Raw genomic sequence first — 25,457 nt, 5'->3', positions numbered from 1 at the left:
CAGTCTAGTGCTTACTTCAGGCTACCGGAAAGGAACTGCTTCAGGCGCTCGGACTGCGGATTGGCCAGCACCTCTTTCGGGCAACCGGTTTCTTCCACCAGACCTTTGTGCAGGAAGATCAGCTGGTTGGACACCTCGCGGGCGAAGCCCATCTCGTGGGTCACCACCACCATGGTGCGGCCTTCCTGGGCCAGGTCCTGCATCACGCGCAGCACTTCGCCGACCAGCTCGGGGTCGAGCGCCGAAGTCGGCTCGTCGAACAGCATGACTTCCGGCTCCATGGCCAGGGCACGGGCGATGGCCACGCGCTGCTGCTCACCACCGGACATGTGCGCCGGATAGGCACCCTTGCGATGGGCCACGCCGACCTTGGCCAGGTAATGCTCGGCCTTCTCGATGGCTTCCTTCTTCGGCACGCCGAGCACATGCACGGGCGCCTCGATGACGTTCTCCAGGGCGCTCATGTGCGACCACAGGTTGAAGTGCTGGAACACCATGGACAGGCGCGAGCGCATGCGCTGCAGCTGCTTGGCATCGGCAGCCTTGAGGGCGCCGTCCTTGTTCTTCACCAGCTTGAGCTCTTCGCCGTTGAGCAGGATCTTGCCGCCATAGGGCTGCTCGAGCATGTTGATGCAGCGCAGGAAGGTGCTCTTGCCCGAGCCCGACGAGCCAATGATGCTGATCACGTCGCCCGCCTTGGCGGCCAGCGATACGCCCTTCAGCACTTCGTGGTCGCCGTAGCGTTTGTGCAGATCCTGGATTTCGAGTTTGTACATGGTCTCGGCTCTCGATATCGAATACGGGGAACGCGCGGCTCAGGCCTTGCGCGGGGCCAGGTAGACCAGCCAACGGCGCTCGGCCAGCTTGAACAGGCGCACCAGAATGAAGGTCAGGCAGAGATAGAAGACACCGGCGGTGATGTAGGCCTCGAACGGCAGGTAGTACTGCGAGCTCACGGTCTTGGCGGCGCCGGTGATGTCGATCAGGGTCACCACCGAAGCCAGGCTGGTGGTGTGCAGCATCATGATCACCTCGTTGCTGTACTGCGGCAGCGCACGGCGCAGCGCAGAAGGCAGGAGGATGCGGCGGTACAGCTTGAAGCGCGACATGCCCATGGCCTTGGCTGCCTCGATCTCGCCATGTGGCGTGGCCTTGAGGCTGCCGGCGAGGATTTCGGCGCTGTAGGCGCTGGTGTTGATGGCGAAGGCCAGGCAGGCGCAGAAGGTGGCATTGGACAGATAGGGCCACATGAAGCTGTCACGCACCGCCTCGAACTGGGCCAGGCCGTAGTACAGCAGGTACAGCTGCACCAGCATCGGCGTGCCACGGATCACGTAGGTGTAGAGCCAGGCCGGGAAATTGATCGCCGGCTGCTTGGAGACGCGCATCAGCCCCAGCGGCACGGCCAGCACCAGGCCGAAGGCCAGGGCGATGGCCAGCAACTTGAGGGTGACCAGCACACCGCCGAAATACAGCGGCAGGCTGTCGAGTACCACGTTGTAATCGAAAAGCATGGCAACTCCCTCAGATTTCAGCCGTCTTCACGCCGACCGAATAGCGGCGTTCGAGGTAGCGCAGTACCAGCAGGGACACACTGGTCATGATCAGGTAGATGGCCGCCGCCAGCAGGATGTAGGTGAACGGCTCGCGGGTCGCATCGCCGGCGCTCTTGGCGCGGGCCATCATGTCCTGCAGGCCGACCAGGGAGATCAGCGCGGTAGCCTTGATCAGTACCAGCCAGTTGTTGGTGAAGCCCGGAATCGCCAGGCGGATCATCTGCGGTACCAGGATGCGGAAGAACACGCGCAGCGGGCTCATGCCATAGGCCATGCCCGCCTCGCCCTGGCCCTTGGGGATGGCCATGAAGGCACCACGGAAGGTCTCGGACAGGTAGGCGCCGTAGATGAAGCCCAGGGTGCTGACCCCGGCGATGAACGGGTTGATATCGATGTAATCCTCATAGCCCACCAGCGGGGCGATGCGGTTCACCAGGTCCTGGCCGCCGTAGAAGATCAGCAGGATCAGCACCAGGTCGGGAATACCGCGGATCACGGTGGCGTAGGTCTCGCCCATCAAAGCCAGCCATTTCACAGGCGACAGGCGGAAGGACGCGCCGAGCAGGCCGAGCGTGATGGCGACCGCCATCGACAGCAGCGACAACTGTACGGTGAGCCAGGCGCCGTCGAGAATGGTCGAGCCGTAGCCATTGAACATGAAATCTATCCTCAGGAAGCAGGAGGAGCGCTCTTGCAAGGAGCGAGGGGCTTGGGGTGAGTCCGGCAGAGCGCTGCGCTCACCCGGCCCGTGCCCACCCTTCCCGCTCCGGGAAGGATGGACGCAGCGGCGTTACTCGCCGTAGACGTTGAACTGGAAGTACTTGTCCTGCACTTCCTTGTACTTACCGTTGGCGCGGATCGCCAGGATGGCGGCGCTGATCTTCTCGGCCAGGGCCTTGTCGCCCTTGCGTACAGCGATGCCTTGGCCTTCGCCGAAGTACTTCACATCGGTGAAGTCCGGGCCGACCAGAGCGAAGCCCTTGCCGGAATCGGTCTTGAGGAAGCCGTCGTCGATGTTGACCACGTCGGCCAGGGTAGCGTCCAGGCGGCCGGAGGCCAGGTCCAGGAACACTTCGTTCTGCGAGCCGTAGCGCACGATCTCGGCGCCGGCAGGGGCGAAGACGTCGGTGGCGTAGCGGTCGTAGATCGAGGAGCGCTGCACGCCGATCTTCTTGCCCTTGAGGCCGGCCACGTCGGTGTACTCGCTGCCGGCCTTCATCGCCAGGCGCGCCGGGGTGGCGTAGTACTTGCCGGTGAAGTCGACCGAGCGCTTGCGCTCGTCAGTGATGGACATGGACGACAGGATGGCGTCGAACTTGCGCACCTTCAGCGCCGGGATCAGGCCGTCGAACTCCTGCTCGATCCACTGGCACTTGACCTTCATCTCTTCGCACAGGGCGTTGCCGATGTCGTAGTCGAAGCCACTGATGCTGCCGTCGGGCTGCTTGAAGGCGAAGGGTGGGTAAGCCGCCTCGATGCCGATGCGCAGCGGTTTGTCTTCTGCCTGAACCAGCGCACTGAAAGCGGAAAGCGCCAGGGCGCCGAGAAGTACGATCTTCTTCATCTTGTGCTCCTACGAATTGGGTACAGCGATTGGCAGAATGAGGTTCGCCATGGCCTGGATGAATTGTAGAAAGTGTCGCCGTCTTTGCCGCCGATGAAGGCCTGGCAAGAGGGAAGGCCAAGTGGGCGGCATTCTATCGACCAGGGGTAGGTCGATATTTCTTCAAAGCGACAACAAATTACAGAAGGGCCGGAGGGGCGCGGCGCGCATATTGACAGGCCAGCCAAAAGATGACCAGCAAGACAGAAAATAAAACCTAACTACCCAGCAATAACCGCGCCACACCTGGGCGTCAACGATTTCACAAGGCCTGCAGCCCCAAAGCAGCCCCCTGCCCCGCCCGCCAGCGCACCAGCCTGTGTCAGCGCGCCCCGCTTTGGCGCCGAACGTTACCCAAGGCGTTACCGCATCGAGAAATATCGAGTTTGCCGCGCAGACAAAAAAAGACCCCGGCTTGTGGCCGGGGTCCTGCACTTGCCGCTAAGTCAGCCCGGTCAGGCGACCTGCATGGTGCGATGAGTGTCGATGAGGTGTTGCACCACGCCGGGGTCGGCCAGCGTGGAGATGTCGCCGAGCGAATCGTATTCGGCGGTGGCGATCTTGCGCAGGATACGGCGCATGATCTTGCCCGAGCGGGTCTTCGGAAGTCCCGGAGCCCACTGGATGACGTCTGGCGAGGCGATCGGGCCGATCTCCTTGCGCACCCAGTTCTTCAGTTCCTGACGCAGCTGCTCGGACGGTTCCTCGCCTGCGTTCAGGGTCACGTATACATAGATGCCCTGCCCCTTGATGTCGTGCGGCACGCCAACCACCGCGGCCTCGGCGACCTTGGCGTGGGCGACCATGGCGCTCTCGATCTCGGCGGTGCCCATGCGGTGGCCGGAGACGTTGAGCACGTCGTCGACGCGACCGGTGATCCACCAGTAGCCGTCTGCATCGCGACGAGCGCCGTCACCGGTGAAGTACATGCCCTTGAAGGTCTTGAAGTAGGTGTCGACGAAGCGGTCGTGATCGCCGTACAGGCTGCGCGCCTGACCCGGCCAGGAGTCGATGATCACCAGGTTGCCTTCGGCGGCGCCCTCGATCAGGTTGCCCAGGTTGTCCACCAGCGCCGGCTGTACGCCGAAGAACGGACGGGTCGCCGAGCCTGGCTTGAGCGCAGTGGCGCCCGGCAGCGGGCTGATCAGCACACCGCCGGTCTCGGTCTGCCACCAGGTGTCGACGATCGGGCAGCGCTCGCGGCCGACGTTCTCGTGATACCAGTGCCAGGCCTCCGGGTTGATCGGCTCACCGACCGAGCCAAGCAGGCGCAGGCTGGAACCGTCGGCACCCTCTACCGCTGCCTTGCCTTCGGCCATCATGGCGCGGATGGCGGTCGGCGCCGTGTAGAGGATGTTGACCTTGTGCTTGTCGATGATCTTGGCGACGCGGGTCACGTCCGGGTAGTTCGGCACGCCCTCGAACAGCAGGGTGGTGGCGCCGTTGGCCAGCGGACCATAGACGATGTAGCTGTGGCCGGTGACCCAGCCCACGTCGGCGGTGCACCAGTAGACCTCACCCGGCTTGTAGTCGAACACCCGCTCGTGGGTCAGTGCGGCGTACACCAGGTAGCCGCCGGTGGTGTGCAGCACACCCTTGGGCTTACCGGTGGAACCGGAGGTGTAGAGGATGAACAGCGCTTCCTCGGCGCCCATTTCCTTCGGCGCGCAGACGCTGCCGGCCACCTTCATCAGGTCCTCGAACCAGATGTCGCGGTGCTGGTTCCACTTGATGTCGGAACCGGTGCGCTTGACCACGATGACCTTCTGGATGCTGCGGGTCTCGGGGTTGGTCAGGGCGTCGTCGACGTTGGCCTTGAGCGGGACCTTCTTGCCGCCACGCAGGCCTTCATCGGCGGTGATCACCACCTTGGACTGGCAGTCGATGATGCGCCCGGCCAGGGCCTCCGGCGAGAAGCCGCCGAACACCACGGAGTGGATGGCGCCGATGCGCGCACAGGCCAGCATGGCGACTACGGCCTCGGGGATCATCGGCATGTAGATGGTCACCACGTCGCCGCGGTGCACGTCCTGGCCGCGCAGGGCGTTGGCGAACTTGCAGACCTGCTCGTGCAGCTCGCGGTAGGTGATTTCCTTGTGCTCGGACGGGTTGTCACCTTCCCAGATGATGGCGAGCTGGTCGCCGCGCTCGGCCAGGTGACGGTCCAGGCAGTTGGCCGAGACGTTGAGGGTGCCATCGGCGAACCACTTGATGTCGACATGGTGGTCGTCGAACGAGGTCTGCTTCACCTTGGTGAAGGGCTTGATCCAGTCGATGCGCTTGGCCTGCTCGCGCCAGAAGCCGTCCGGGTTGATCACCGACTGCTGGTACATCGCCTTGTAGGTGGCTTCGTCGGTCAGCGTGTTAGCGACCACCTCGGGGCGGACGGGGTAGAGAGAAGCAGCAGTCATTTGGATACCTCGGCGGGCAGTTGTTTTTGTATGTCGCCTTTTGTATCCCCCGACCCGGAGTGGGGCCATTCGACCATGGTCTTACCGCTCTAAGACCATGGTCTCAAACGCCAGCCGAGCACACCCGAGCGGCTCGGCGAACCGTGGCACGACGCGGCGAATTGGGGGCGAGTCGCTGCCCGCAGCGGGAAGCTGGTAGTGCTGCCCTGCAAAAATCCGGGCAAAAAAAATGGCGACCGCAAAAGGGTCGCCAATAAGCTCATTCCGGGGAGGAATGTCAGAAACGCAGTCCGACTCGCAGGATTCGGACATGGCTCATTATCGTCCCGCTTCGCCAGCCGCGACATTGCACCAAAGTCGCATGCCCGCACCGGCTTCGGCACACGGCATCAGGACTCCTTGCCCAGTCCATACTGGCGCAGCTTGTTGGCGATGGTGGTGTGCGACACGCCGAGGCGCTTGCCCAGCTGACGGCTGCTCGGGTGGTCGGCGTACAGGCGCTCCAGCACCGCCTTCTCGAAGCGGCCGAGGATGGTGTCCAGGTCGCCCTCGACGGAGAACTCGCCAAGCGGCTGTGGCGCGCCGTAGTCCGGCAGGCGGATGTGCTCGGCCTTCACCGTGCCGCCGTCGCACAGCGACACAGCCTGGAACAGCACGTTCTCCAGCTGCCGCACGTTGCCCGGCCAGTGGTAATGGGCCATGCGCTCGAAGGCCTGGGGCGCCAGCTTCGGCAGCGGGCAACCGATCTGCCGGCTGGCCGAATCGAGGAAGTGCTCCACCAGAGGCGCCAGACCATCCAGGCATTCGCGCAGCGGCGGGATGTGCAGGCTCAGCACGTTGAGGCGGTGATAGAGGTCCTGGCGGAACTCGCCCTTGGCACACAGCTCGGACAGGTCGACCTGGGTGGCGCAGATCACCCGCACGTCCAGGTACACCTCCTCGTCGCTGCCAACCCGGCGGAAGCAGCCGTCCTGCAGGAAGCGCAGCAGCTTGGCCTGCAGGCGCGGGCTCATCTCGCCCACACCATCGAGGAACAGCGTGCCGCCGGCAGTCAGCTCCAGTAGGCCGAGCTTGCCTTCCGGCCGTGCGCCCTCGAAGGCGCCTGGGCCATAGCCGAACAGCTCGGTCTCGGCCATGGATTCCGGCAACCCGGCGCAGTTGAGCGCCATGAACGGCGACTGCCCGCGCGGGCTGGCCAGGTGGCAGGCGCGGGCCAGCAGCTCCTTGCCGGTGCCGGTCTCGCCCTCGATCAGCAATGGCGCGTCCAGCGGCGCCATGCGCCGGGCCTCGCGCACCACCGCGGCCATCACCTTGGAGCTCTGGAAGATCGAGTCGAAGCCACGCAGTTCCTGCTTGCGCACGTGGTAGATGCGTTCGCCAACCCGGTCGGCGCGGTGCAGGGTGAGCACGGCGCCGGCCAGAGCCTCGCTCTCGTCATGTTCGGACTGCAGCGGCGCGATATCGGCGAGGAACACATCGCCCTTCACCTTGACCCGCAGGCCGTTGACCCGCGACTTGTTGGCACGCACCAGCTCGGGCAGGTCGAAGTCGTCGATGTAGCGCGACAGCGCCATGCCCGGCACCTCGTCCACGCGCACACCGAGCAGCTGGGCGGCGCTGCGGTTGGCGGCGACGATGCTGCCGCCCATGTCAATGGACAGCACCGGGAAGTCCAGCGCGCCGAGCAGCGCGTTGAGCTCCAGGTGGCGACGCTCGCTGGGCATCAGGCCGACACGCTTGACGCCGAACACGCCGGAGATGGCCTCCAGCTTCGGGCGCAGGGCCTGGAACTGCAGATTGATGAGGTTCGGGCAATGCAGGTAGATGGCGTTGCCCTGCTCGCCGCCGACTTCGCCACGGGCGACGTTGATGCCGTAGTCGACCAGCAGCTCGAGGATGTCGCGCAGGATGCCGACACGGTTCTGGCAATGGACTTTGATTCGCACGGTAATCGACCCTGATCGTTGTTATGGGCTGGGTCACGGCCATTTTTTCGCAAGGCGGCCGTTGTTTTTCGTCAAGAATATGTGACACCAACGGACTCCAGCAAGGCGACACCGGAGCGCCTGCACGCATTCGTAATGTTTTATTTACAACAGAGACCCACCAGAAGCCCTCTCCCGCCCCCCTCGCCTGCTGCCCTGCCCGCCTATCTGCGGTACTGCTAAGGCAACACAACAACACTCCGCGGCCTGCACCGCAGATGAGGAGGCTCGATGAAAACCACGCAGTACGTGGCCCGGCAACCGGACGAAAACGGCTTCATCCACTATTCGGACACCGAGCATCAGGTGTGGAACACCCTGATCAGCCGGCAGATGAAGGTGCTCGAAGGCCGCGCCTGCCAGGAGTACTTCGATGGCATCGAACAGCTCGGCCTGCCCAGCGAGCGCATCCCCCAGCTCGGTGAGATCAACAAGGTGCTCGGCACCACCACTGGCTGGCAGGTGGCGCGGGTGCCGGCGCTGATTCCCTTCCAGACTTTCTTCGAGCTGCTGGCCAGCAAGCGCTTCCCGGTCGCCACCTTCATCCGCACCCCGGAAGAACTGGACTACCTGCAGGAGCCAGACATCTTCCACGAGATCTTCGGCCACTGCCCGCTGCTGACCAACCCCTGGTTCGCCGAATTCACCCACACCTACGGCAAGCTCGGCCTGGCCGCGAGCAAGGAGCAGCGCGTGTACCTGGCGCGGCTGTACTGGATGACCATCGAATTCGGCCTGGTCGATACCCCGCAAGGCCGGCGCATCTACGGCGGCGGCATCCTCTCCTCGCCGAAGGAGACGGTCTACAGCCTGTCCGACGAGCCCGAGCACCAGGTCTTCGACCCGCTGGAGGCGATGCGCACGCCCTACCGCATCGATATCCTGCAGCCGCTGTATTTCGTCCTGCCGCAGCTCAAGAGCCTGTTCGAACTGGCCCACCAGGACATCATGGGCATGGTGCAACGCGCCACGGCGCTGGGCCTGCACGCCCCGAAATTCCCGCCCAAGGCGGCGTGAGCCGGCTAATCAGGCGGAACCCGTCCTACGCTTTCCCCCTCTACCCTCAAGACCTCACTGCAGGAGCCCAGAATGTCCCTCGCCCAAGCCCAATGCGAAGCCTGCCGCGCCGACGCGCCCCACGTCTCCGATGAGGAGCTGGCGACGCTGATCCGCGAGATTCCGGACTGGAACATCGAGACCCGCGACGGCCACATGGAGCTGGAGCGCGTCTACCTGTTCAAGAACTTCCGCCATGCCCTGGCCTTCACCAACGCGGTCGGCGCCATCGCCGAGGAAGTCGGCCACCACCCGGCCCTGCTCACCGAATGGGGCAAGGTCACCGTTACCTGGTGGAGCCACGAGATGAAGGGCCTGCACCGCAACGACTTCATCATGGCCGCGCGCACCGACGTGTTGGCCGCCAGCGCCGAGGGCCGCAAGTGAGCCACTTCGCCGCCATCGGCCGGGTGCCGGGCGATCCGATCCTCGGCCTGCTCGACGCCTACCGGATCGACAGCAACCCGGCCAAGCTGGACCTCGGAGTGGGCGTGTACAAGGACGCCTCCGGGCTAACGCCCATCCCGCGCGCCGTGAAGTTGGCCGAGCAGCGCCTGCTGGAGACGGAAGCGACCAAGACCTATATCGGTGGCCATGGCGCGCCAGAGTTCGGCGAGCGCCTGCTGGCGCTGACCTTCGACGCCGGCAATGCCCTGCTCGCCGACCAGCTGGCCGGCGCCACCCAGACGCCCGGCGGCACCGGCGCCCTGCGCCTGGCCGGCGAGTTCGTCGCGCGCAACCTGCCGGGCCGCGCCATCTGGCTGAGCAACCCGACCTGGCCGATCCACGAAAGCATCTTCGCCACCTGCGGCCTACGCGTGGAGCACTATCCCTACGTCGGCGCCGACAACCGCCTGGACGTCGACGCCATGCTCGACGCACTGCAACGTGTGCCGGCCGGTGACGTAGTGCTGCTGCACGCCTGCTGCCACAACCCCACCGGCTTCGACCTCAGCCAGCAGGACTGGCAACGCGTGCTGGAGGTGGTCAAAGCGCGCGAGCTGCTGCCGCTGATCGACTTCGCCTACCAGGGCTTCGGCGACGGCCTCGACGAGGACGCCTGGGCCGTGCGCCTGTTCGCCGCCGAGCTGCCGGAACTGCTGGTGACCAGCTCCTGCTCGAAGAACTTCGGCCTGTACCGCGAGCGCACCGGCGCGCTGATCGTGCGCGCGGAGAACGCCGAGAAGCTGATCGACATTCGCAGCCAGCTGGCCTTCCTCGCCCGCAACCTGTGGTCGACACCACCGTCCCACGGCGCCGCAGTGGTGGCACAGATTCTTGGCGACGCCGAACTGAAGACCCTGTGGGCCGAGGAAGTCGACGCCATGCGCCAGCGCGTGGCCAGCCTGCGCAGCGGCCTGGTGGCGGCGCTGCGCCCGCACGGTCTGGACGAGCGCCTCGCCCATGTGGCGCAGCAGCGCGGCATGTTCTCCTACACCGGGCTGACAGCCGAGCAGGTGGCGCGGCTGCGCAACGAGTTCAGCATCTACCTGGTCAGCAGTGGTCGCGCCAGCGTCGCGGGCATGAGCGAAGAGCGCCTCGACTACCTCGCCGCCGCCATCGCCAGGGTCTGCCAGGCCTGAACGAAAACGCCGCCCGAGGGCGGCGTTTTTCTTGCTCAGCGCGATCAGTCCAGCTGGTCGTCGCGGATCAGCACATAGCTGGTGTCGGCGCGGTCGTAGACGTAGTACATCTCCACCTGCAGGCCGCGTACCACCGCCACGTAGTCACCAGGCTCGGCGATGAAGTGCTGGCCGCTGTCGGCCTTGGCCTCGCACTCGATGAGTGCGGTCACGAACAGGGCCGGATCGCTGTCGTCGAAGTAGTCCTCACGCTCGGCGGCATCCCACTCGTCCGGCGCCTCGAAGGCCCCCTCGATGACGATGCGGGCATCGCCCAGCTCCAGCTCCTCGGCGTCCGGGTCGTTCTCGTCCGGGCGGTAGACGGTGCAATCCAGCACGTCCGGGTATTTGGCAAGGCTCATGGTTTTCTCCAGCGACAGGGGGTGCCGGCAGCCTCGCTGCCGAGCGGTGACATAGGATACGCGCAGTCAGGCCTGGCAGGCGTCAGCTTCGCCACCGCCACAGTGCCCGTGCAGCAAACGATCGCGGCCCTGTAGCTTGGCCTGGTAGAGCAGGCGGTCGACCGCCTCGATAAAGGCCAGCGGCGTGTCGTGGGCTTCGGGGATGATGGTGCCGACGCCCAGGCTGACGGTCACCAGTTGTGCCACGTTGGACTGCTCGTGGGCGATCTGCTGCTTGCGCACCAGCTTGCGGCAACGCTCGGCGATCTTCTTCGCCGACTCGCCGTCGGTTTCCGGCAACACCAGCACGAACTCCTCGCCGCCGTAGCGCGCCACGCAGTCACGCGGGCGGGCCGCTGCGCCCTGCAGGGCCTGGCCGATGCGTTTGAGGCAGTCGTCGCCCTTGATGTGGCCGTAGTGGTCGTTGAACTGCTTGAAGAAATCGATATCCAGCAGGATCAGCGACAGCGGCCGGCGCGTACGCTGGGCGTTGCCCCACTCGATATCGAGGATCGAGTCGAACATGCGCCGGTTGTTGATGCCGGTGAGGCCGTCCTTGTAGGAGTACTCCTCCAGCTGCTTCTGCAGGGCCAACAGCTGCTCCTCGGTCTTCTTGCGCTCGCTGATGTCGAACATGAAACCGACCAGCGCCTCGGTCTCGCCGCTGGCGTCGCGCATCACATGCACCACGTCGCGAATCCACACGTAGTCGCCGTCCTTGGTCAGCGCGCGGTAGTCGGCCTCATGGTCGATGCCGCTCTGCGACTGGGCGATACAAAAATTGACCACGCGCTCGCGGTCTTCCTCGTGGATGCGTTCGGCCCAGTCGTTGGCGCTGATCCAGCTCTGCTGGGTCCAGCCCAGCAACGGCTCGATCTGCGGGCCGATGTAAGCGAAGGTCATGCTCTTCCAGTCGATCTTCCAGGGGATGGCCTTGGTCGACTCGAGCAGGGTCTTGTAGACCGCGCTGTCGGTTACCGCATGATTCGTGTCACTCACCGCCGCTCTCCTGGTTGCTCGGCACCGGTCCGTCCGCCGTACCGCCAGACATGGCCGGATGCGCCATGCCTTCGCTTATACACAGGCAAATCGAGCAGTAGCAATTGGCTATACAGGCTGCCGACGAAGTGCGGCCTAGAAATCCACCTTGCCGCGACCGGCCTTGATCGCGCCGCGCTTGCTCTTGCCTTCCAGACGGCGTTTTTTCGAGCCCAGAGTCGGCTTGGTCGGGCGGCGCGCCTTCTCGGTCTTGCCGGCATTGCGGATCAGCTCGGCCAGGCGTTCCAGGGCGTCGGCGCGGTTCTGTTCCTGGGTGCGGTACTGCTGGGCCTTGATGATCACCACACCACCCTCGGTGATGCGGCTGTCACGCAGCTCCAGCAGGCGCTCCTTGTAGAACGGCGGCAGCGACGAGGCCTGGCTGTCGAAACGCAGGTGCACGGCGCTGGAGACCTTGTTGACGTTCTGCCCGCCCGCGCCCTGGGCGCGGATGGCGGTCAGCTCGACCTCGTCGTCGGGCAGATGGACGCTGTTGGAGATCACCAGCATGGAAAACGGGCGCCGCAGGGAATGGGCGCCCAGCATACCGCACCACCGCTCGAAATCCGCAGGGAGCGGAGCCCGTCAGGACTCCTGGCAGGCGCCGGAGAAGTTGATCATCCACGGCACGCCGAAGCGGTCGGTGAGCATGGCGAAGCCCTCGGCCCAGAAGGTCTTCTGCAGCTCCATCTGCACCGAACCCTGGGCCGCCAGCGCACGATAGAGGCGCTCGGCATGCGCCATGTCATCGGCCTGGATCGACATATGGCAGCCCTTGACCCCGTCGTAGGGATCTCCAGGCATGGTGTCCGAGCCCATCAGCAACTGGCCGCCGACATTCAGGCCGGCGTGCATGGTGCGGTCGCGGTGCTCGGGGGGTAGCTCGCCGCAGTCCGGGTTGTCACCGAAGGGCAGCACCATCAGCTCGCCGCCGAACACCTGCTGGTAGAAGCGGAAGGCTTCGGCGCACTGGCCGTCGAAGATCAGGTAGGCATGGATATTCATCGTGCTTTCCTCACTGTTCGCGGGCGATCTGGGCGCGCAGGCGTTCTTCCTGCTCGCGCAGCTCGGGGGTGAACTCGGCGCCGAAGTCCTCGGCTTCGAAGATCTGGCGAATCTCGATCTCCGAGTCGCCCGGCATCGGGTTGGGGCAACGCTTGACCCACTCGATGCACTCGGCCAGCGAGGGCACTTCCCACAGCCAGAAGCCGGCGATCAGCTCCTTGGTCTCAGCGAACGGGCCATCGACCACGCTGCGGTTGGCGCCGGAGAAGCGAACGCGGGCACCACGGCTGCTCGGGTGCAGGCCCTCGCCGGCCTTCATCACGCCGGCCGCCACCAGCTCCTCGTTGTATTGGCCCATGGCCGCCAGCAGCTCCTCGCTGGGCATCACACCGGCTTCCGAATCGGCAGTGGCCTTGACTATCACCATGAAACGCATCGTCCTTCTCCTCGTTTTGGCGGGTGCGCCGGTTGGCGCTCCGAGCCTGGTTGATGAACCCTGGCAGAGGGTTCTGTCCCTTAGTCGCACCGCGTTCTGGTAATTCGACAGGCCGCCGAAAAAATTTTCAGGGGCTCCAGTGCAGCTGCAGCGGCGCCTTGAGCAATGCACGAATCGGCAGTTCGCTGGCCGCCCCCGGCTGCAGCGCGCGAGCCAGGGTCGCAAGCTTAGCCGGCCCCTGGATCGCCAGCAGGCTCAGGCGCGCGGCAGCCAGAACCGGCAGGGTCAGCGTCAGGCGCTGCTGCGGCGCAGCGGGCGCCTGCATCGGCAGCACCGCGTGCGGGCAGTCCGCGCGCAGCGCCTCGTCCAGCAACGGGCTGTGCGGAAACAGCGAGGCGGTATGGCCGTCATCGCCCATGCCCAGCACCAGCACATCGATGGCCGGCAGGCTGGCGATGGCCTGGTCGGCCAGGTGCGCGGCCTGCTCCAGGCTCTCGGCCGGACGATAGAGGCCGATCATGCAGGCCTCGGCCGCCGCGCCCTGCAACAGGTGCTGGCGCACCAGCGCCTCGTTGCTGGCGGGATCGTCGAGCGGGACCCAGCGCTCGTCGGCCAGGCCGACCTGCACCTGCTTCCACGGCAGCGCCTGCTGCGCCAGCTGTTCGAAGAAGGCCACCGGGCTGCGCCCGCCGGAAACCACCAGCAGCGCCCTGCCACGCTCGCTGATCGCCACGCGCAGAGCCTCGGCCACCCGTAGCGCCAGGCCCTCGGCCAACTGAGCTGCGGCCTCGTACTGATAGCCCGTCACACCAAGCGGCATCTGCAGCGAGGCAAGACTCATCGCAAGGCCGCCAGGCTGGCAGTGAAGGCGCTGGCACCCTCTTCCGCCGTGCTGAAGCTGGCGCGCATGAAGGCGAACAGTTCACGCCCGGTACCGATCTGCGTCGGTGGCGGCGCCACGGCCTCGCGCACGGCGAACTCGCCGGCATCCACCAGCACGCGCAGCTCGCCGGTACGGCCATCGACACGGATCGGGTCGCCGTCGCGCACCCGCGCCAGCGGGCCGCCATCAAAGGCCTCGGGGCAGACATGGATGGCCGCCGGAATCTTGCCGGAGGCACCGGACATGCGCCCGTCGGTGACCAGCGCCACCTTATAGCCACGATCCTGCAGCACGCCGAGGAATGGGGTGAGCTTGTGCAGCTCGGGCATGCCGTTGCAGCGTGGGCCCTGGAAGCGCACCACGGCGACGAAGTCGCGGTCCAGCTCGCCGGCCTGGAAGGCATCGGCCAGCGCCTGCTGGTCATGAAACACCCGCGCTGGCGCCTCGATCACATGACGCTCGGGGGCCACGGCCGAGAGCTTCATCACCCCACGACCGAGGTTGCCGTCGAGCAGGCGCAGGCCACCTTCCGGCGAGAACGGCCGCGCCACCGGGCGCAGGATGCTCTCGTCCAGGCTGGCGGCCGCACCTTCGCGCCAGACCAGGGTATCGCCGTCGAGGAACGGTTCCTGGGTATAGCGCCGCAGGCCCTGGCCGGCGACGGTGGCGACATCCTCGTGCAGCAGGCCGGCGGCCAGCAGCTCGCGGATCAGCACGGCGGTACCGCCGGCGGCGTGGAAGTGATTGATGTCGGCCTTGCCGTTGGGATAGACGTGGGCCAGGGTCGGCACCACCTCGGACAGCTCAGCCATGTCCTGCCAGGTCAGCTGGATGCCGGCGGCCTGGGCGATGGCTGGCAGGTGCAGGGTGTGGTTGGTCGAGCCGCCGGTGGCGTGCAGGGCCACCACGGCGTTGATCAGGCAGCGCTCGTCGACGATCTGCGCCAGCGGCAGGAACTGCCCGCCCTGACGGGTCAGACGGGTCACCTGCTGCGCTGCCTCGCGGGTCAGGGCATCGCGCAGCGGCGTGTTCGGGTTGACGAAGGAGGCGCCCGGCAGGTGCAGGCCCATGATCTCCATCAGCATCTGGTTGGTGTTGGCGGTGCCGTAGAAGGTACAGGTGCCGGGGCTGTGATAGGCGGCCATCTCCGAGGCGAGCAGCTCGTCGCGGCTGGCCTTGCCCTCGGCGAAGCGCTCGCGCACCTCGGCCTTCTCTTTGTTCGACAGGCCCGAGGGCATCGGCCCGGCCGGCACGAACAGCATGGGCAGATGGCCGAAGCGCAGCGCGCCGATCAGCAGGCCGGGGACGATCTTGTCGCACACACCCAGGCACAGCGCGGCATCGAACATGTTGTGCGACAGCGCCACGGCGGTACCCATGGCGATGGTCTCGCGGCTGGCGATGCCGATCTCCATGCCTGGCTCGCCCTGGGTCACCCCATCGCACATGGCCGGAACCCCACCGGCGACCTGACCAACCGAGCCGACCTCGTGCAGCGCCGCCTTGATCCGTTGCGGGTAGTCCTCATAGGGCTGATGGGCCGAGAGCATGTCGTTGTAGGCGGTGACGATGGCCACGTTGGCCGCATCGGGCAGGCGCAGGGTCTGCTTGTCCGCACCGCTGCAGCCGGCCACGCCGTGGGCGAAATTGGCGCACTGCAGCTTGCCGCGCTGCGGCCCCTGATCGGCGGCCGCGGCGATCATCGCCAGGTAGCGCTGACGGGTGGCGCGGCTGCGCTCGATCAGGCGCTCGGTGACTTCGAGAACGCGGGGATGCATGAATCGGCTCCTCAGGCTTTGCTATTGCGACACTGTAACCCCGCACGCGGTTGAAATCTTTCGTCGGAATTTCCCGACTGCCGCGCAGCCGCTGGCGGCGCTAACGTAGCCGCCTGGATTTTTCTCGCGAGACACACGATGGATTCGCTCACCCAGGCGGTACTCGGCGCCAGCATCCAGGGCGCCCTGCTCGGCCGCTGGCAAGGCCGCCGCGCCCTGCTCTACGGCGCCATGCTCGGCACCCTGCCCGACCTCGACGTGATCATCGACTATGGCGACGCCGTGGCCGACATGACCTACCACCGTGGCTTCAGCCACTCGCTGCTGATCCTCAGCCTGCTGGCCGTGGCGATCACCCTGCTGGCGCGCTGGCTGCGGCCCAACCCGGCCTATTCGACGCGACGGCTGTTCTTCGCCGTGTGGCTGGCACTCATCACCCACCCGCTGCTGGACGCCTTCACCAGCTACGGCACCCAGTTGTTCTGGCCGCTGCAGACGCCGCCGATCGCCTGGTCGTCGATCTTCATCATCGACCCGCTGTACACCGTGCCGCTGCTGGTGGCGGTGGTGGTCGGCCTGGTCCGTGGCCTACGCGATAAGCCGCAGTGGCTGGCGATCACCGCGCTGTGCCTGTCCAGCGTCTACCTGGCCAGCACCCTGGCCGGCAAATGGATGGCCGAGCAGCGCGTGCAGGACGTGCTGGTCGAGCGCGGCATCCAGGCCGATACCCTGTTCAGCACGCCGACGCCGTTCAACAGCCTGCTGTGGCGGGTAACGGTGATCGATGGTGCGGACTACCACGAGGCGCTGGTCGGCTGGTTCGACGACCAGCCGCCGCGCCTGGAGCGCCTGCCGCGTGGCAGCGAACTGGCCGAGGTGCTGCGCGACTCGCCGCAGCACCAGCGCCTGCAGTGGTTCACCCACGACGTGCTGCGCTACGACCAGATCGGCGACGAGCTGATCGTCACCGACCTGCGCCTGGGCATGACCGGCTTCCACCCGTTCCGCTTCGTCATGGCCGAGCGGCACGACGGCCGCTGGCAGGCCTCGCCCTGGGTCGAACGCCTGCCCTTCAGCCGCGGCAGCCCGGAGCACATGCTGGTGCTCTGGCAGCGCATCTGGGACCCACACCAGCCGGTGCAGCTGCTGGCCTGGGCAAAAGCCCTGCAGGACAAACCCTGAGCTCGTCCTGGCTGCCTCTGGACTAGGCTTGACGAACAGTCGACCGAGACAGAGGCAGCAGTATGAATATCCGCCAGAAAATGATCGCCGGTGGCGCCATCAGCGTGGTCGCCGCCGCGCTGCTCGGCGGCGTGGGCTACTGGGGCCAGGTGCGCCTGGCCGAGGTGCTGGTCAGCAGCGAGCTGAGCGTCACCGCCCTGCGCAACCACCTGGAGGGCGACATGATGCACGACGCCCTGCGCGCCGACGTGCTGGCCGCCTTCTACGCGCCACCCGGCGACACGGCCGCCGCCGAACAGGTGCGCAGCGATCTGCGCGAACACAGCCAGTGGTTCCAGCGCACCATGGCGGCCAACGCCGCATTGCCACTGAGCGCGGACATCCGCAGCGCCATCGGCCAGTCGCAGCCGGCGCTCAACGCCTACATCGCCCAGGCCGAACGCATCGCCGGCCTGGCCCTGAGCGACCCGCAGGCGGCCCGCGCCGAGATGCCGGCCTTCGTCAGCAGCTTCGAGGAACTGGAAGCCAAGAACGAGGCGCTCAGCGAGCTGATCGAGCAACAGGCCGCCCAGGTTCGCCAAGACAGTGAACAGACCACCCAGCACGCCGCCTGGCTGCTGATCGGCGGCATCCTGCTGGTGTGCCTGCTGCTGGGCCTGATCACCAGCCACCTGATGTCCAGCATCCTGCGCCCCCTGGGAAAGACCATCGCCGTTGCCCGCTTGATCGCCCAGGGCAACCTGCGCAGCACCATCCAGATCGACAGCAACGACGAGGCCGGCCAGCTGCAGCAGTCCCTGGCCGACATGCAGAACAACCTGCGGCAGATGATCGACACCATCCGCAGCGAGAGCGAGCTGCTGCAGAGCACCGCGCAGCAGTTGAACGACGCCTCGCAGAGCATCGTGCACAGCGCCCGCGAGGAGTCGGACAACGCCACCAGCATGGCTGCGGCCATGGAGCAGATGATCCACAACATCGCGCAGATCGCCGACCACGCGCGCAACGCCCAGGGCATCTCCTCGCAGTCCGAGCACCTGGCCAGCAACGGCGGCCAGGTGATCCTCGGCGTGGTCGACGGCATGAGCCGCATCGCCGAGGCGGTCAACCAGTCCTCCACCACCATCACCGCGCTGGGCCAGTCCTCCGAGGAGATTCACTCGATCATCCAGGTGATCAACGGCATCGCCGAGCAGACCAACTTGCTGGCGCTGAATGCCGCCATCGAAGCCGCACGGGCCGGCGAGGCCGGACGCGGTTTCGCCGTCGTGGCCGACGAGGTGCGCAACCTGGCCTCGCGCACCGCGCAGTCGACCCAGGAGATCAGCGCCATGATCGAGCGCATCCGCAGCAGCACAGCCCAGGCGGTGAGCAGCATGCAGGCCGGGGTGGCGCGGGTGAACGACGGTGTGACCCTGGCGCGCCAGGCCGGCGACTCGATCAGCGAGATCCGTGGCGGCGCGCACCGCGCGGCCGAGGTGGTGGAGGAGATTTCCCACACCATCGGCGAGCAGAGCAAGGCGTCCAGCGAGGTAGCCCAGCGCGTCGAGCAGATCGCGCGCATGTCGCAGCAGAACAGCCGCACCGTGGACGAGCTGGCCGCCGCCGCGCAGCACCTAGACCGGGTCGCGCGCAACATGCAGAGCTCGGTGCTGCAGTTCCAGACCTGAGAACCCGGACCGAGCAGGCACAAAAAAGCCCGGCCTAAGCCGGGCTTTTTCATGCAGCCAGGATTACTTGCCCGCGGCGCGCTTGAGGCGGAAGCAGACCCAGATGAACAGCACCCACACCGGGATGGCGTACACCGAGACCTGGATGCCCGGAATCATCAGCATCACGCCGAGGATGAACAGCACGAAGGCCAGGCACAGGTAGTTGGCGAAGGGGAACCAGAAGGCCTTGAAGCTAGGCTGCACACCCTTGGCGACCATGGCCTTGCGGAACTTCAGGTGCGCCAGGCTGATCATCGCCCAGTTGATCACCAGAGCGGCGACCACCAGCGACATCAGCAGCTCCAACGCGCTCTGCGGCACCACGTAGTTGACCACCACGCAGAGCAGGGTCACCGCCGCCGACAGGGCGATGGCCAGTACCGGCACGCCACGGGCGTTGACCTTCATCAGCGCCTTGGGCGCGTCGCCTTGCTCGGCCAGGCCGTAGAGCATGCGGCTGTTGCAGTACACGCCACTGTTGTAAACCGACAGCGCGGCGGTCAGCACCACGAAGTTGAGCACGTGGGCCGCAGTGCCCTCGCCGATCAGCGAGAAGATCTGCACGAACGGGCTGCTGGCGTAGGCATCGCCACCGGAGGTCAGCGTCTTCACCAGATCGTCCCAGGGGTGCAGCGACAGCAGGATGGTCAGCGCACCGATGTAGAAGATCAGGATCCGCCAGACCACCTGGTTGATCGCCTTGGGGATCACGGTCTTCGGCTGGTCGGCCTCGGCGGCGGTGATGCCCACCAGCTCCAGGCCACCGAAGCTGAACATGATGATCGCCATCATCATCACCAGCCCGGACACGCCGTTGGGGAAGAAGCCGCCATGGCTCCACAGGTTGCTGAAGCTGGCCTGCTCGCCGCCGGCGCCGCTGATCAGCAGGTAGCCGCCGAGCACGATCATGCCGATGATCGCCACCACCTTGATGATGGCGAACCAGAACTCGGTCTCGCCGAAGGCCTTCACGTTGACCAGGTTGATCAGGTTGATCAGCACGAAGAACGCGGCGGCCGTGGCCCAAGTCGGGATTTCCGGCCACCAGTACTGCACGTACTTGCCCACGGCCGTCAGTTCGGCCATGCCCACCAGCACGTAGAGCACCCAGTAGTTCCAGCCCGAGAGGAAGCCGGCGAACGGGCCCCAGTAGCTATGGGCGAAGTGACTGAAGGAGCCGGCGACCGGCTCCTCGACGATCATCTCGCCGAGCTGGCGCATGATCAGGAAGGCGATGAAGCCGCCGATGGCGTAACCCAGGATCATCGACGGGCCGGCGCTCTGCATCACCCCGGAGGAGCCGAGGAACAGGCCGGTGCCGATGGCGCCACCGAGGGCGATCAACTGGATATGGCGGTTCTTGAGGCCGCGCTTGAGCGGGCCGGTATGCAGCTGTTCGGACATCAGCGTGCGCTCCGAAGCAAGCGACGGGTGAGGCAGGTACGAGGCATGGGTTCACCGGTCTGTCGAAATAGACCGCCGGACTCGTGATCAGGCAGTCGTGAAGGGCCCGTCGGACCTGGCCGCGAGCGCCGCGCAGTATACACCCCGGGCCACGGCGGGCAGGAACCGCGTGTCGAGGATGGAATTCGAGGCAAAAAGGCCACCCTGCTCCGCAGAACAAGGGTGGCAAACGGGGGTGACGGGTATCAGGCGGCCGGTTCGAACAGCTGCACCGCCGAGATTTCCGTGGCCAGCAGCCGCGCCTTGAGCTGCTCGGCCTGCTCGCGAGCCTTGGCCAGGGCGTGCTCCTTGACGTGGCCATAGCCGCGGATCTGCTCCGGCAGTTCGGCCAGGGCCACCGCGGTGCGGTAGTTGTCCGGGCGCTGCTCTTTCAGCAGCAACTCGACCAACTGCTCGTACTCGCCGATCAGCTCACGCTCGACCTTGCGCTCGGCGCTGTGGCCGAACGGGTCGATCACGCTGCCACGGAGGAACTTGAAGCGCGCCAGCACGGCGAAGGCCTTAAGCATCCAGGGCCCGAAGGTGCGCTTGATCGGTGCGCCGGTGCGCGAGTCGGGCTTGGCCAGCCAGCTCGGCGCCAGGTGGAACTGCAGGCGGTAGTCGCCCTCGAACTGGGCCTCAAGACGCTGGAGGAAGGCCGGCTCGCTGTACAAGCGCGCCACTTCGTACTCGTCCTTGTAGGCCAGCAGCTTGAAGTAGTAACGCGCCACGGCTCGGCTCAGGGCCTGATCGGCACCGCTGTCGGCCTGGCGCACGCGGGTCACCAGGTCCAGGTAGCGCTGGGCGTAGGCGGCGTCCTGGTAGGCAGTGAGACGAGCCATGCGGTCGGCGACGATCTCGTCGAAGCTCTCGCAGCGCGGCGCCTCGGGGTTCTTCGGCTTGGCCAGCTGCTCCACGGCGGCCAGGTCATGGGCTGCGCGGCGGCCCCAGAGGAAGGCCTGCTGGTTGAGCTTGATCGACACGCCGTTGAGCTCGATGGCCTTGTCGATGGCCTCGGAGGACACCGGCACCAGGCCTTTCTGGTACGCATAGCCGAGCATGAACAGGTTGCTGGCGATGGTATCGCCGAGCAGCGCGGTGGCCAGGCGGGTGGCGTCGACGAAGTGGGTCTTGCTCTCGCCCACCGCCTCTACCAAGGCCTCGTGCATGGCCGCACCGGGTACCTGGGCGTCCGGGTTGCGGGTGAACTCGGCGGTGGCCGCCTCGTGGCTGTTGACCACGGCGTTGGCGATCTTGTCGTTGAGCTTGGCCAGGGATTCCTCGCCGGCCGCCACCACCAGGTCACAGGCCAGCAGCAGGTCGGTCTCGCCGGCGGCGATGCGCACGGCGTAGATGTCGTCCTGCTTCGCGGCGATGCGGATATGGCTGATCACCGGGCCGAACTTCTGCGCCAGGCCGGCCTGGTCGAGCACGGTGCAGCCCTTGCCTTCCAGGTGCGCAGCCATGCCCAGCAAGGCGCCAACGGTAGTTACGCCACTGCCACCGACGCCTGGCAGGAGGATGTTCCACGGCCGCGAAAGGTCCGGCTGACGCGGTTCCGGCAGGGCCACGAACAGCGCCTTGGCACCCACCGCCTCGGGCTTGCGCAGGCCGCCGCCGTGCACGGTGACGAAGCTCGGGCAGAAGCCTTCGACGCAGGAGAAGTCCTTGTTGCAGGCGTTCTGGTCGATCTCACGCTTGCGCCCCAGTTCGGTTTCCAGCGGCAGCACGGAGAGGCAGTTGGACTTCACGCTGCAGTCGCCGCAACCCTCGCACACGGCCGGGTTGATGAAGGCACGCTTCTGCGGGTCGACCAACTTGCCGCGTTTACGGCGGCGACGCTTCTCGGTGGCGCAGGTCTGGTCGTAGAGGATCACCGAAGTGCCCTTGACCTCGCGCAGCTCACGCTGCACGGCGTCCAGTTCACGGCGATGGTGGAAGGTGACGATGGGCGCGAAAGTGGCACGAGTCGGGTACTTGTCCGGCTCGTCGCTGACCAGGGCTATGCGTTTCACGCCCTCGGCGAACACCTGCTGGCTGAGCTGATCGATGCGCAGCTCGCCGTCGATCGGTTGGCCACCGGTCATGGCCACCGCATCGTTGTAGAGGATCTTGTAGGTGATGTTCACCCCGGAGGCCACGGCAGCGCGCAGGGCCAGCTGGCCGGAGTGGAAGTAGGTGCCGTCGCCGAGGTTCTGGAACACGTGCTTGGTGTCGGTGAACGGCGCCTGGCCGATCCAGGTAGCACCCTCGCCGCCCATCTGGGTGAAGGTATCGGTACGCCGGTCCATCCACTGGGTCATGTAGTGGCAACCGATGCCGCCGAGGGCGCGGCTACCTTCCGGCAGCTGGGTGGAGCTGTTGTGCGGGCAGCCGGAGCAGAAGTGCGGGGTACGCTTGGTGTCGTGCTTGGGCGCGGCCAGCGCGGCTTCTTTCGCCGCCAGGAAGGCCAGACGCTCGTCGATGGTGGCGCTGGTGTAGATCGGCGCCAGGCGCTTGGCGATGACGCGGGCAATCATCGCCGGAGTCAGCTCGGCCAGGTTCGGCAGCAGGGAAACACCCTCCTCGTCGAATTCGCCGACCACCCGAGGGCGCTTGCCGACCGGCCAGTTGTACAGCTGGCCGGTGAGCTGGTCCTCGATGATGCTGCGCTTCTCCTCGACCACCAAAATCTCGTCCAGGCCTTCGGCGAACTGGTGCACCGATACCGGTTCCAGCGGCCAGCTCATGCCGACCTTGAGCACGCGCAGGCCGACCTGGGCGCACAGCTCTTCGTCCAGACCCAGGTCATCCAGGGCCTGGCGCACGTCCAGGTAGGACTTGCCGGTGGTGATGATGCCCAGGCGCGGGTTGGGCGAATCCAGCTTGATCTGGTTGAGGTTGTTGGCTAGGGCGAAGGCCCGGGCGGCGTAGATCTTGAACTGGTTGAGGCGCTTTTCCTGGGCCAGGGGTGGGTCCGGCCAGCGGATATGCACGCCGTCTTCCGGCAGCTGGAAGTCGGTCGGCAGCTTGATCTCGATGCGCAGCGGGTCGACGTCGACCACGGCCGAGGAGTCGACGTTCTCGGCGATGGTCTTCAGCGCTACCCAGCAACCGCTGTAGCGCGACAGCTCCCAGCCGATGATGCCGTAGTCAAGGATTTCCTGGACGTTGGCCGGGTTGAGCACCGGAATCGATGCGGCGATGAAGGCATGCTCGCTCTGGTGGGCGATGGTCGAGGATTTGCAGCCGTGGTCGTCGCCGGCCAGCAGCAGCACGCCGCCCTTCTCTGCCACACCGGCCGAGTTGCCGTGCTTGAACACATCGCCGCAGCGGTCCACCCCCGGACCCTTGCCGTACCACATGGCGAACACGCCGTCGTAGCGCGCACCGGGGAACAGGTTGGCCTGCTGGCTACCCCACACGGCGGTGGCGCCCAGCTCTTCGTTGACGCCGGGCTGGAAGTGGATGTGGTTGTCCTGCAGGAACTGCTTGGCTTCCCACAGGCTCTTGTCCAGGTTGCCCAGAGGCGAACCCCGATACCCGGAGATGAAGCAGGCGGTATTCAGGCCGAAGGCGGCATCACGCTGCTTCTGCAGCATGGGCAGGCGGGTCAGGGCCTGGGTACCGGTGAGGTACAGCTGGCCCGTGGCTACACGGTACTTGTCGTCCAGGCGGATTTCGGCCAGAGACATAGCGCGCTCCTTTTATTCTTGTGGTGAGCGAGACGACCTTTCTTGGAGGTCGCCGTTAAACCCTGGCACGGGGTCGCCGCGCCGAGTCGTATGGCAAAGACTATGACCGAGGAGTTTCGGATTTTTCTTTCTTTTTTGAGGAGCGAAGCGGAATACTGCGCATGACTTATCCCTTCATGACCAATAAAGAGAAAAATTCATGCAGGAAAAGCTGAGCTCCATCGACCGCCGCATCCTTCGCCTGCTGCAGCACAACGCCGACCTCTCGGCCGCCGAAATCGCCGAGAAGGTGGAGCTGTCGCAATCGCCCTGCTGGCGGCGCATCCATCGCATGCAGGAAGAAGGGCTGATCGAGCGCAAGGTCGCCCTGCTCAACCCGAAGAAGCTCGGCCTGGGCATCACCGTATTCGTCGACATCAAACTGTCGGCCCACGGCCGCACCAACCTAGAAGAGTTCGAGCAGGCCGTGGTCGGCTACCCGCAGGTGCTGGAATGCCACAGCATGGCCGGCGGCTCAGACTACCTGCTCAAGGTGGTGGCCAAGGACATCGCCGACTACGAACGCTTCCTGCGCGACCACCTGCTGCAGCGCCCGCATGTGCACGAGGCGCACTCGCACATCGCAATGAGCGAGGTGAAGAGGACTACGGAATTGCCGCTGGATTGATCATGCAAACGCCCCGGAAAACCAGACTTCTGAGGCCTGTTCTCGTTACTGCCGATGGCCGCTAACGGCCACAAGCGGAAACCCACTTCGTATTAATTTCGACTCGTGGTGCGGCTTAGCAAATTTCCATTCGGCTCATCCCGCAATCTGAGCCTGGCGCAGAAAGATCGCTGATCTTGCCTTAGCCCATCCGCTTGGATATCTTTCGCTTCAGGGCGGTGATGGTCGCCTGGTGCCTGTTACGCGAAGCAAGAGCCCATCGTTTTACCCCACCTTTCCGAAGAACCATGGCAATCCCATCATGGACAGTCCGGTGAACAGGCAATCGGTCATCGCGTCCATGTCACGAGGAATGTCATGTCCACTTTTTCCGCGCTGAACGTTTTCAAATCTCTCTCCAAAGCCACTGCGCAACTACGCGGTCGACAGCTTTCAGAGACACGAGAGCAGCTATCGCTTATTGCTGGCTTCGCCAGTTACCACGACCTTCAAAGTGTTGGTCAGCGACGCCCGGACGACGCGCGCCTGCTTCGCTTCGTCTTCGGTGTTGAGAGGTTTGAGGATGTGGTTTCTCTCACGGGCGTAGCCAAGGAGCTGGATGAGCACGTGACGCAGCTGGCCCTTCGGGACGAACTGGCACCCAAAACGTCAGATATCAGGTTTCACATGGGCGGGCTTTTCGTGCAAAGCCGGTATGACGAGGAGAAAGGGCTTCTGTTCGCCTCTGGCGAAGCCGAGTTAACCTGCATCGAGCAGGTGGGCTACACCCCGCAGTTCGCACAGCAGTTCCGGTGGTTCACTGCAATTCTGAATTTCGAGGTGAAGTTCAGAGAGCAGCGCTGGCAACTCGTGCCGTCATCGTTCTCAATGCGCCTGGAAGAGATCGAGGATGATGATGACTTCCTTGAAGACTCAATCGATGACTTCCCGTCATCTGAGTTCTGGAATTTGTAGTCTGGTGTATCACCCCTGCCAGACCTTGAGCTGGCAGGAGTACCTCAGGCG

At 65.4% G+C, this 25,457-nt stretch carries 22 protein-coding genes; 7 read left to right on the top strand and 15 right to left on the bottom strand.

Going from position 1 to position 25,457, the window contains the following annotated elements; all coding sequences use genetic code 11:
* Positions 1 to 11: 11 nt before the first annotated feature.
* The 6 genes from PTT45_RS10455 to PTT45_RS10430 all read right to left on the bottom strand — a co-directional run bounded on the left by PTT45_RS10455 (position 12) and on the right by PTT45_RS10430 (position 7,516).
* Positions 12 to 776, bottom strand: a complete 765-nt coding sequence (locus tag PTT45_RS10455) for an ABC transporter ATP-binding protein (RefSeq protein ID WP_043310739.1) — start codon at positions 774 to 776, stop codon at positions 12 to 14.
* Positions 777 to 815: 39 nt separating this feature from the next.
* Positions 816 to 1,514, bottom strand: a complete 699-nt coding sequence (locus PTT45_RS10450; RefSeq protein WP_273813161.1) for an ABC transporter permease — start codon at positions 1,512 to 1,514, stop codon at positions 816 to 818.
* 10 nt (positions 1,515 to 1,524) lie between these two features.
* Positions 1,525 to 2,214, bottom strand: a complete 690-nt coding sequence (locus PTT45_RS10445; protein ID WP_273813160.1) for an ABC transporter permease — start codon at positions 2,212 to 2,214, stop codon at positions 1,525 to 1,527.
* Positions 2,215 to 2,346: 132 nt separating this feature from the next.
* Entirely contained in the window at positions 2,347 to 3,120 is a 774-nt protein-coding gene (locus PTT45_RS10440; protein WP_273813159.1) for an ABC transporter substrate-binding protein, read from the bottom strand.
* Positions 3,121 to 3,614: 494 nt separating this feature from the next.
* The gene (gene acs / locus PTT45_RS10435; protein ID WP_273813157.1) at positions 3,615 to 5,570 is read right to left on the bottom strand and encodes an acetate--CoA ligase; all 1,956 of its coding nucleotides are present in this window, start codon (positions 5,568 to 5,570) and stop codon (positions 3,615 to 3,617) included.
* A 389-nt stretch (positions 5,571 to 5,959) separates the two neighbouring features.
* Positions 5,960 to 7,516, bottom strand: a complete 1,557-nt coding sequence (locus PTT45_RS10430; protein WP_273813155.1) for a sigma-54-dependent transcriptional regulator — start codon at positions 7,514 to 7,516, stop codon at positions 5,960 to 5,962.
* A gap of 270 nt (positions 7,517 to 7,786) precedes the next feature.
* Between PTT45_RS10430 and phhA the strand changes: the two genes are divergently transcribed.
* The 3 genes from phhA to PTT45_RS10415 all read left to right on the top strand — a co-directional run bounded on the left by phhA (position 7,787) and on the right by PTT45_RS10415 (position 10,194).
* Entirely contained in the window at positions 7,787 to 8,572 is a 786-nt protein-coding gene (gene phhA / locus PTT45_RS10425) for a phenylalanine 4-monooxygenase (protein ID WP_273813154.1), read from the top strand.
* Positions 8,573 to 8,644: 72 nt separating this feature from the next.
* Positions 8,645 to 8,998 carry a 4a-hydroxytetrahydrobiopterin dehydratase gene (locus tag PTT45_RS10420; RefSeq protein WP_192397398.1) on the top strand — a complete coding sequence of 118 codons (354 nt, stop codon included), beginning with the start codon at positions 8,645 to 8,647 and terminating at the stop codon, positions 8,996 to 8,998.
* The gene (locus tag PTT45_RS10415; RefSeq protein WP_273813153.1) at positions 8,995 to 10,194 is read left to right on the top strand and encodes an amino acid aminotransferase; all 1,200 of its coding nucleotides are present in this window, start codon (positions 8,995 to 8,997) and stop codon (positions 10,192 to 10,194) included. The genes PTT45_RS10420 and PTT45_RS10415 overlap by 4 nt, the downstream gene beginning before the upstream one ends.
* A gap of 44 nt (positions 10,195 to 10,238) precedes the next feature.
* On the opposite strand, the gene PTT45_RS10410 is transcribed toward PTT45_RS10415, so the two are convergent.
* The 7 genes from PTT45_RS10410 to edd form a co-directional block, all read right to left on the bottom strand.
* Positions 10,239 to 10,595, bottom strand: a complete 357-nt coding sequence (locus PTT45_RS10410; protein WP_273813152.1) for a hypothetical protein — start codon at positions 10,593 to 10,595, stop codon at positions 10,239 to 10,241.
* Positions 10,596 to 10,661: 66 nt separating this feature from the next.
* Positions 10,662 to 11,633 (bottom strand): diguanylate cyclase, encoded by a 972-nt coding sequence (locus tag PTT45_RS10405; protein ID WP_273813151.1) that lies wholly within the window; start codon positions 11,631 to 11,633, stop codon positions 10,662 to 10,664.
* 135 nt (positions 11,634 to 11,768) lie between these two features.
* Positions 11,769 to 12,182, bottom strand: a complete 414-nt coding sequence (gene arfB / locus PTT45_RS10400) for an alternative ribosome rescue aminoacyl-tRNA hydrolase ArfB (RefSeq protein ID WP_273813304.1) — start codon at positions 12,180 to 12,182, stop codon at positions 11,769 to 11,771.
* Positions 12,183 to 12,257: 75 nt separating this feature from the next.
* Entirely contained in the window at positions 12,258 to 12,677 is a 420-nt protein-coding gene (locus PTT45_RS10395) for a VOC family protein (RefSeq protein WP_273813150.1), read from the bottom strand.
* Positions 12,678 to 12,687: 10 nt separating this feature from the next.
* Positions 12,688 to 13,113, bottom strand: coding sequence for a YciI family protein (locus PTT45_RS10390; RefSeq protein WP_273813149.1), 426 nt, complete (start codon positions 13,111 to 13,113; stop codon positions 12,688 to 12,690).
* A gap of 127 nt (positions 13,114 to 13,240) precedes the next feature.
* Positions 13,241 to 13,954 carry a 6-phosphogluconolactonase gene (pgl, locus tag PTT45_RS10385; protein WP_273813148.1) on the bottom strand — a complete coding sequence of 238 codons (714 nt, stop codon included), beginning with the start codon at positions 13,952 to 13,954 and terminating at the stop codon, positions 13,241 to 13,243.
* The gene (gene edd, locus PTT45_RS10380; protein WP_273813147.1) at positions 13,951 to 15,774 is read right to left on the bottom strand and encodes a phosphogluconate dehydratase; all 1,824 of its coding nucleotides are present in this window, start codon (positions 15,772 to 15,774) and stop codon (positions 13,951 to 13,953) included. The genes pgl and edd overlap by 4 nt, the downstream gene beginning before the upstream one ends.
* A 138-nt stretch (positions 15,775 to 15,912) precedes the next feature.
* Here edd and PTT45_RS10375 point away from each other — a divergent pair, with 138 nt between their 5' ends.
* Positions 15,913 to 16,956 carry a metal-dependent hydrolase gene (locus PTT45_RS10375; protein ID WP_273813146.1) on the top strand — a complete coding sequence of 348 codons (1,044 nt, stop codon included), beginning with the start codon at positions 15,913 to 15,915 and terminating at the stop codon, positions 16,954 to 16,956.
* A gap of 62 nt (positions 16,957 to 17,018) precedes the next feature.
* A complete protein-coding gene (locus PTT45_RS10370; RefSeq protein WP_273813145.1) occupies positions 17,019 to 18,626 on the top strand; it encodes a methyl-accepting chemotaxis protein in 1,608 nt (535 codons plus the stop codon).
* Positions 18,627 to 18,689: 63 nt separating this feature from the next.
* On the opposite strand, the gene PTT45_RS10365 is transcribed toward PTT45_RS10370, so the two are convergent.
* Both PTT45_RS10365 and PTT45_RS10360 read right to left on the bottom strand, forming a co-directional pair.
* On the bottom strand, positions 18,690 to 20,072 hold the full coding sequence (locus tag PTT45_RS10365) for an amino acid permease (RefSeq protein WP_443218173.1): 1,383 nt from the start codon (positions 20,070 to 20,072) through the stop codon (positions 18,690 to 18,692).
* A 245-nt stretch (positions 20,073 to 20,317) separates the two neighbouring features.
* Positions 20,318 to 23,785, bottom strand: a complete 3,468-nt coding sequence (locus PTT45_RS10360; protein ID WP_273813144.1) for an indolepyruvate ferredoxin oxidoreductase family protein — start codon at positions 23,783 to 23,785, stop codon at positions 20,318 to 20,320.
* Between the two features lie 199 nt (positions 23,786 to 23,984).
* Between PTT45_RS10360 and PTT45_RS10355 the strand changes: the two genes are divergently transcribed.
* Both PTT45_RS10355 and PTT45_RS10350 read left to right on the top strand, forming a co-directional pair.
* Positions 23,985 to 24,452 (top strand): Lrp/AsnC family transcriptional regulator, encoded by a 468-nt coding sequence (locus tag PTT45_RS10355; protein ID WP_273813143.1) that lies wholly within the window; start codon positions 23,985 to 23,987, stop codon positions 24,450 to 24,452.
* Positions 24,453 to 24,809: 357 nt separating this feature from the next.
* Positions 24,810 to 25,406: a hypothetical protein gene (locus PTT45_RS10350; protein ID WP_273813142.1), complete on the top strand. Its 597-nt coding sequence runs from the start codon at positions 24,810 to 24,812 to the stop codon at positions 25,404 to 25,406.
* The last annotated feature ends 51 nt before the right edge of the window (positions 25,407 to 25,457 follow it).

It is taken from the genome of Pseudomonas sp. Gutcm_11s, assembly GCF_028649395.1.
In the GTDB taxonomy this organism is placed as follows: domain Bacteria; phylum Pseudomonadota; class Gammaproteobacteria; order Pseudomonadales; family Pseudomonadaceae; genus Aquipseudomonas.
This window is presented reverse-complemented; position numbering and strand designations above follow the sequence as displayed.

What these genes read in the sequence shown, in the direction of transcription:
- phhA (WP_273813154.1), top strand. Translation starts at nt 7,787, where the DNA reads ATGAAAACCACGCAGTACGTGGCCCGGCAACCGGACGAAAACGGCTTC.
- PTT45_RS10420 (WP_192397398.1), top strand. Translation starts at nt 8,645, where the DNA reads ATGTCCCTCGCCCAAGCCCAATGCGAAGCCTGCCGCGCCGACGCGCCC.
- edd (WP_273813147.1), bottom strand. Translation starts at nt 15,774, where the DNA reads ATGCATCCCCGCGTTCTCGAAGTCACCGAGCGCCTGATCGAGCGCAGC.
- PTT45_RS10350 (WP_273813142.1), top strand. Translation starts at nt 24,810, where the DNA reads ATGTCCACTTTTTCCGCGCTGAACGTTTTCAAATCTCTCTCCAAAGCC.
- PTT45_RS10355 (WP_273813143.1), top strand. Translation starts at nt 23,985, where the DNA reads ATGCAGGAAAAGCTGAGCTCCATCGACCGCCGCATCCTTCGCCTGCTG.
- PTT45_RS10395 (WP_273813150.1), bottom strand. Translation starts at nt 12,677, where the DNA reads ATGAATATCCATGCCTACCTGATCTTCGACGGCCAGTGCGCCGAAGCC.
- PTT45_RS10410 (WP_273813152.1), bottom strand. Translation starts at nt 10,595, where the DNA reads ATGAGCCTTGCCAAATACCCGGACGTGCTGGATTGCACCGTCTACCGC.
- PTT45_RS10360 (WP_273813144.1), bottom strand. Translation starts at nt 23,785, where the DNA reads ATGTCTCTGGCCGAAATCCGCCTGGACGACAAGTACCGTGTAGCCACG.
- PTT45_RS10450 (WP_273813161.1), bottom strand. Translation starts at nt 1,514, where the DNA reads ATGCTTTTCGATTACAACGTGGTACTCGACAGCCTGCCGCTGTATTTC.
- PTT45_RS10455 (WP_043310739.1), bottom strand. Translation starts at nt 776, where the DNA reads ATGTACAAACTCGAAATCCAGGATCTGCACAAACGCTACGGCGACCAC.
- PTT45_RS10375 (WP_273813146.1), top strand. Translation starts at nt 15,913, where the DNA reads ATGGATTCGCTCACCCAGGCGGTACTCGGCGCCAGCATCCAGGGCGCC.
- PTT45_RS10390 (WP_273813149.1), bottom strand. Translation starts at nt 13,113, where the DNA reads ATGCGTTTCATGGTGATAGTCAAGGCCACTGCCGATTCGGAAGCCGGT.
- pgl (WP_273813148.1), bottom strand. Translation starts at nt 13,954, where the DNA reads ATGAGTCTTGCCTCGCTGCAGATGCCGCTTGGTGTGACGGGCTATCAG.
- arfB (WP_273813304.1), bottom strand. Translation starts at nt 12,182, where the DNA reads ATGCTGGTGATCTCCAACAGCGTCCATCTGCCCGACGACGAGGTCGAG.
- PTT45_RS10365 (WP_443218173.1), bottom strand. Translation starts at nt 20,072, where the DNA reads ATGTCCGAACAGCTGCATACCGGCCCGCTCAAGCGCGGCCTCAAGAAC.
- acs (WP_273813157.1), bottom strand. Translation starts at nt 5,570, where the DNA reads ATGACTGCTGCTTCTCTCTACCCCGTCCGCCCCGAGGTGGTCGCTAAC.
- PTT45_RS10445 (WP_273813160.1), bottom strand. Translation starts at nt 2,214, where the DNA reads ATGTTCAATGGCTACGGCTCGACCATTCTCGACGGCGCCTGGCTCACC.
- PTT45_RS10370 (WP_273813145.1), top strand. Translation starts at nt 17,019, where the DNA reads ATGAATATCCGCCAGAAAATGATCGCCGGTGGCGCCATCAGCGTGGTC.
- PTT45_RS10440 (WP_273813159.1), bottom strand. Translation starts at nt 3,120, where the DNA reads ATGAAGAAGATCGTACTTCTCGGCGCCCTGGCGCTTTCCGCTTTCAGT.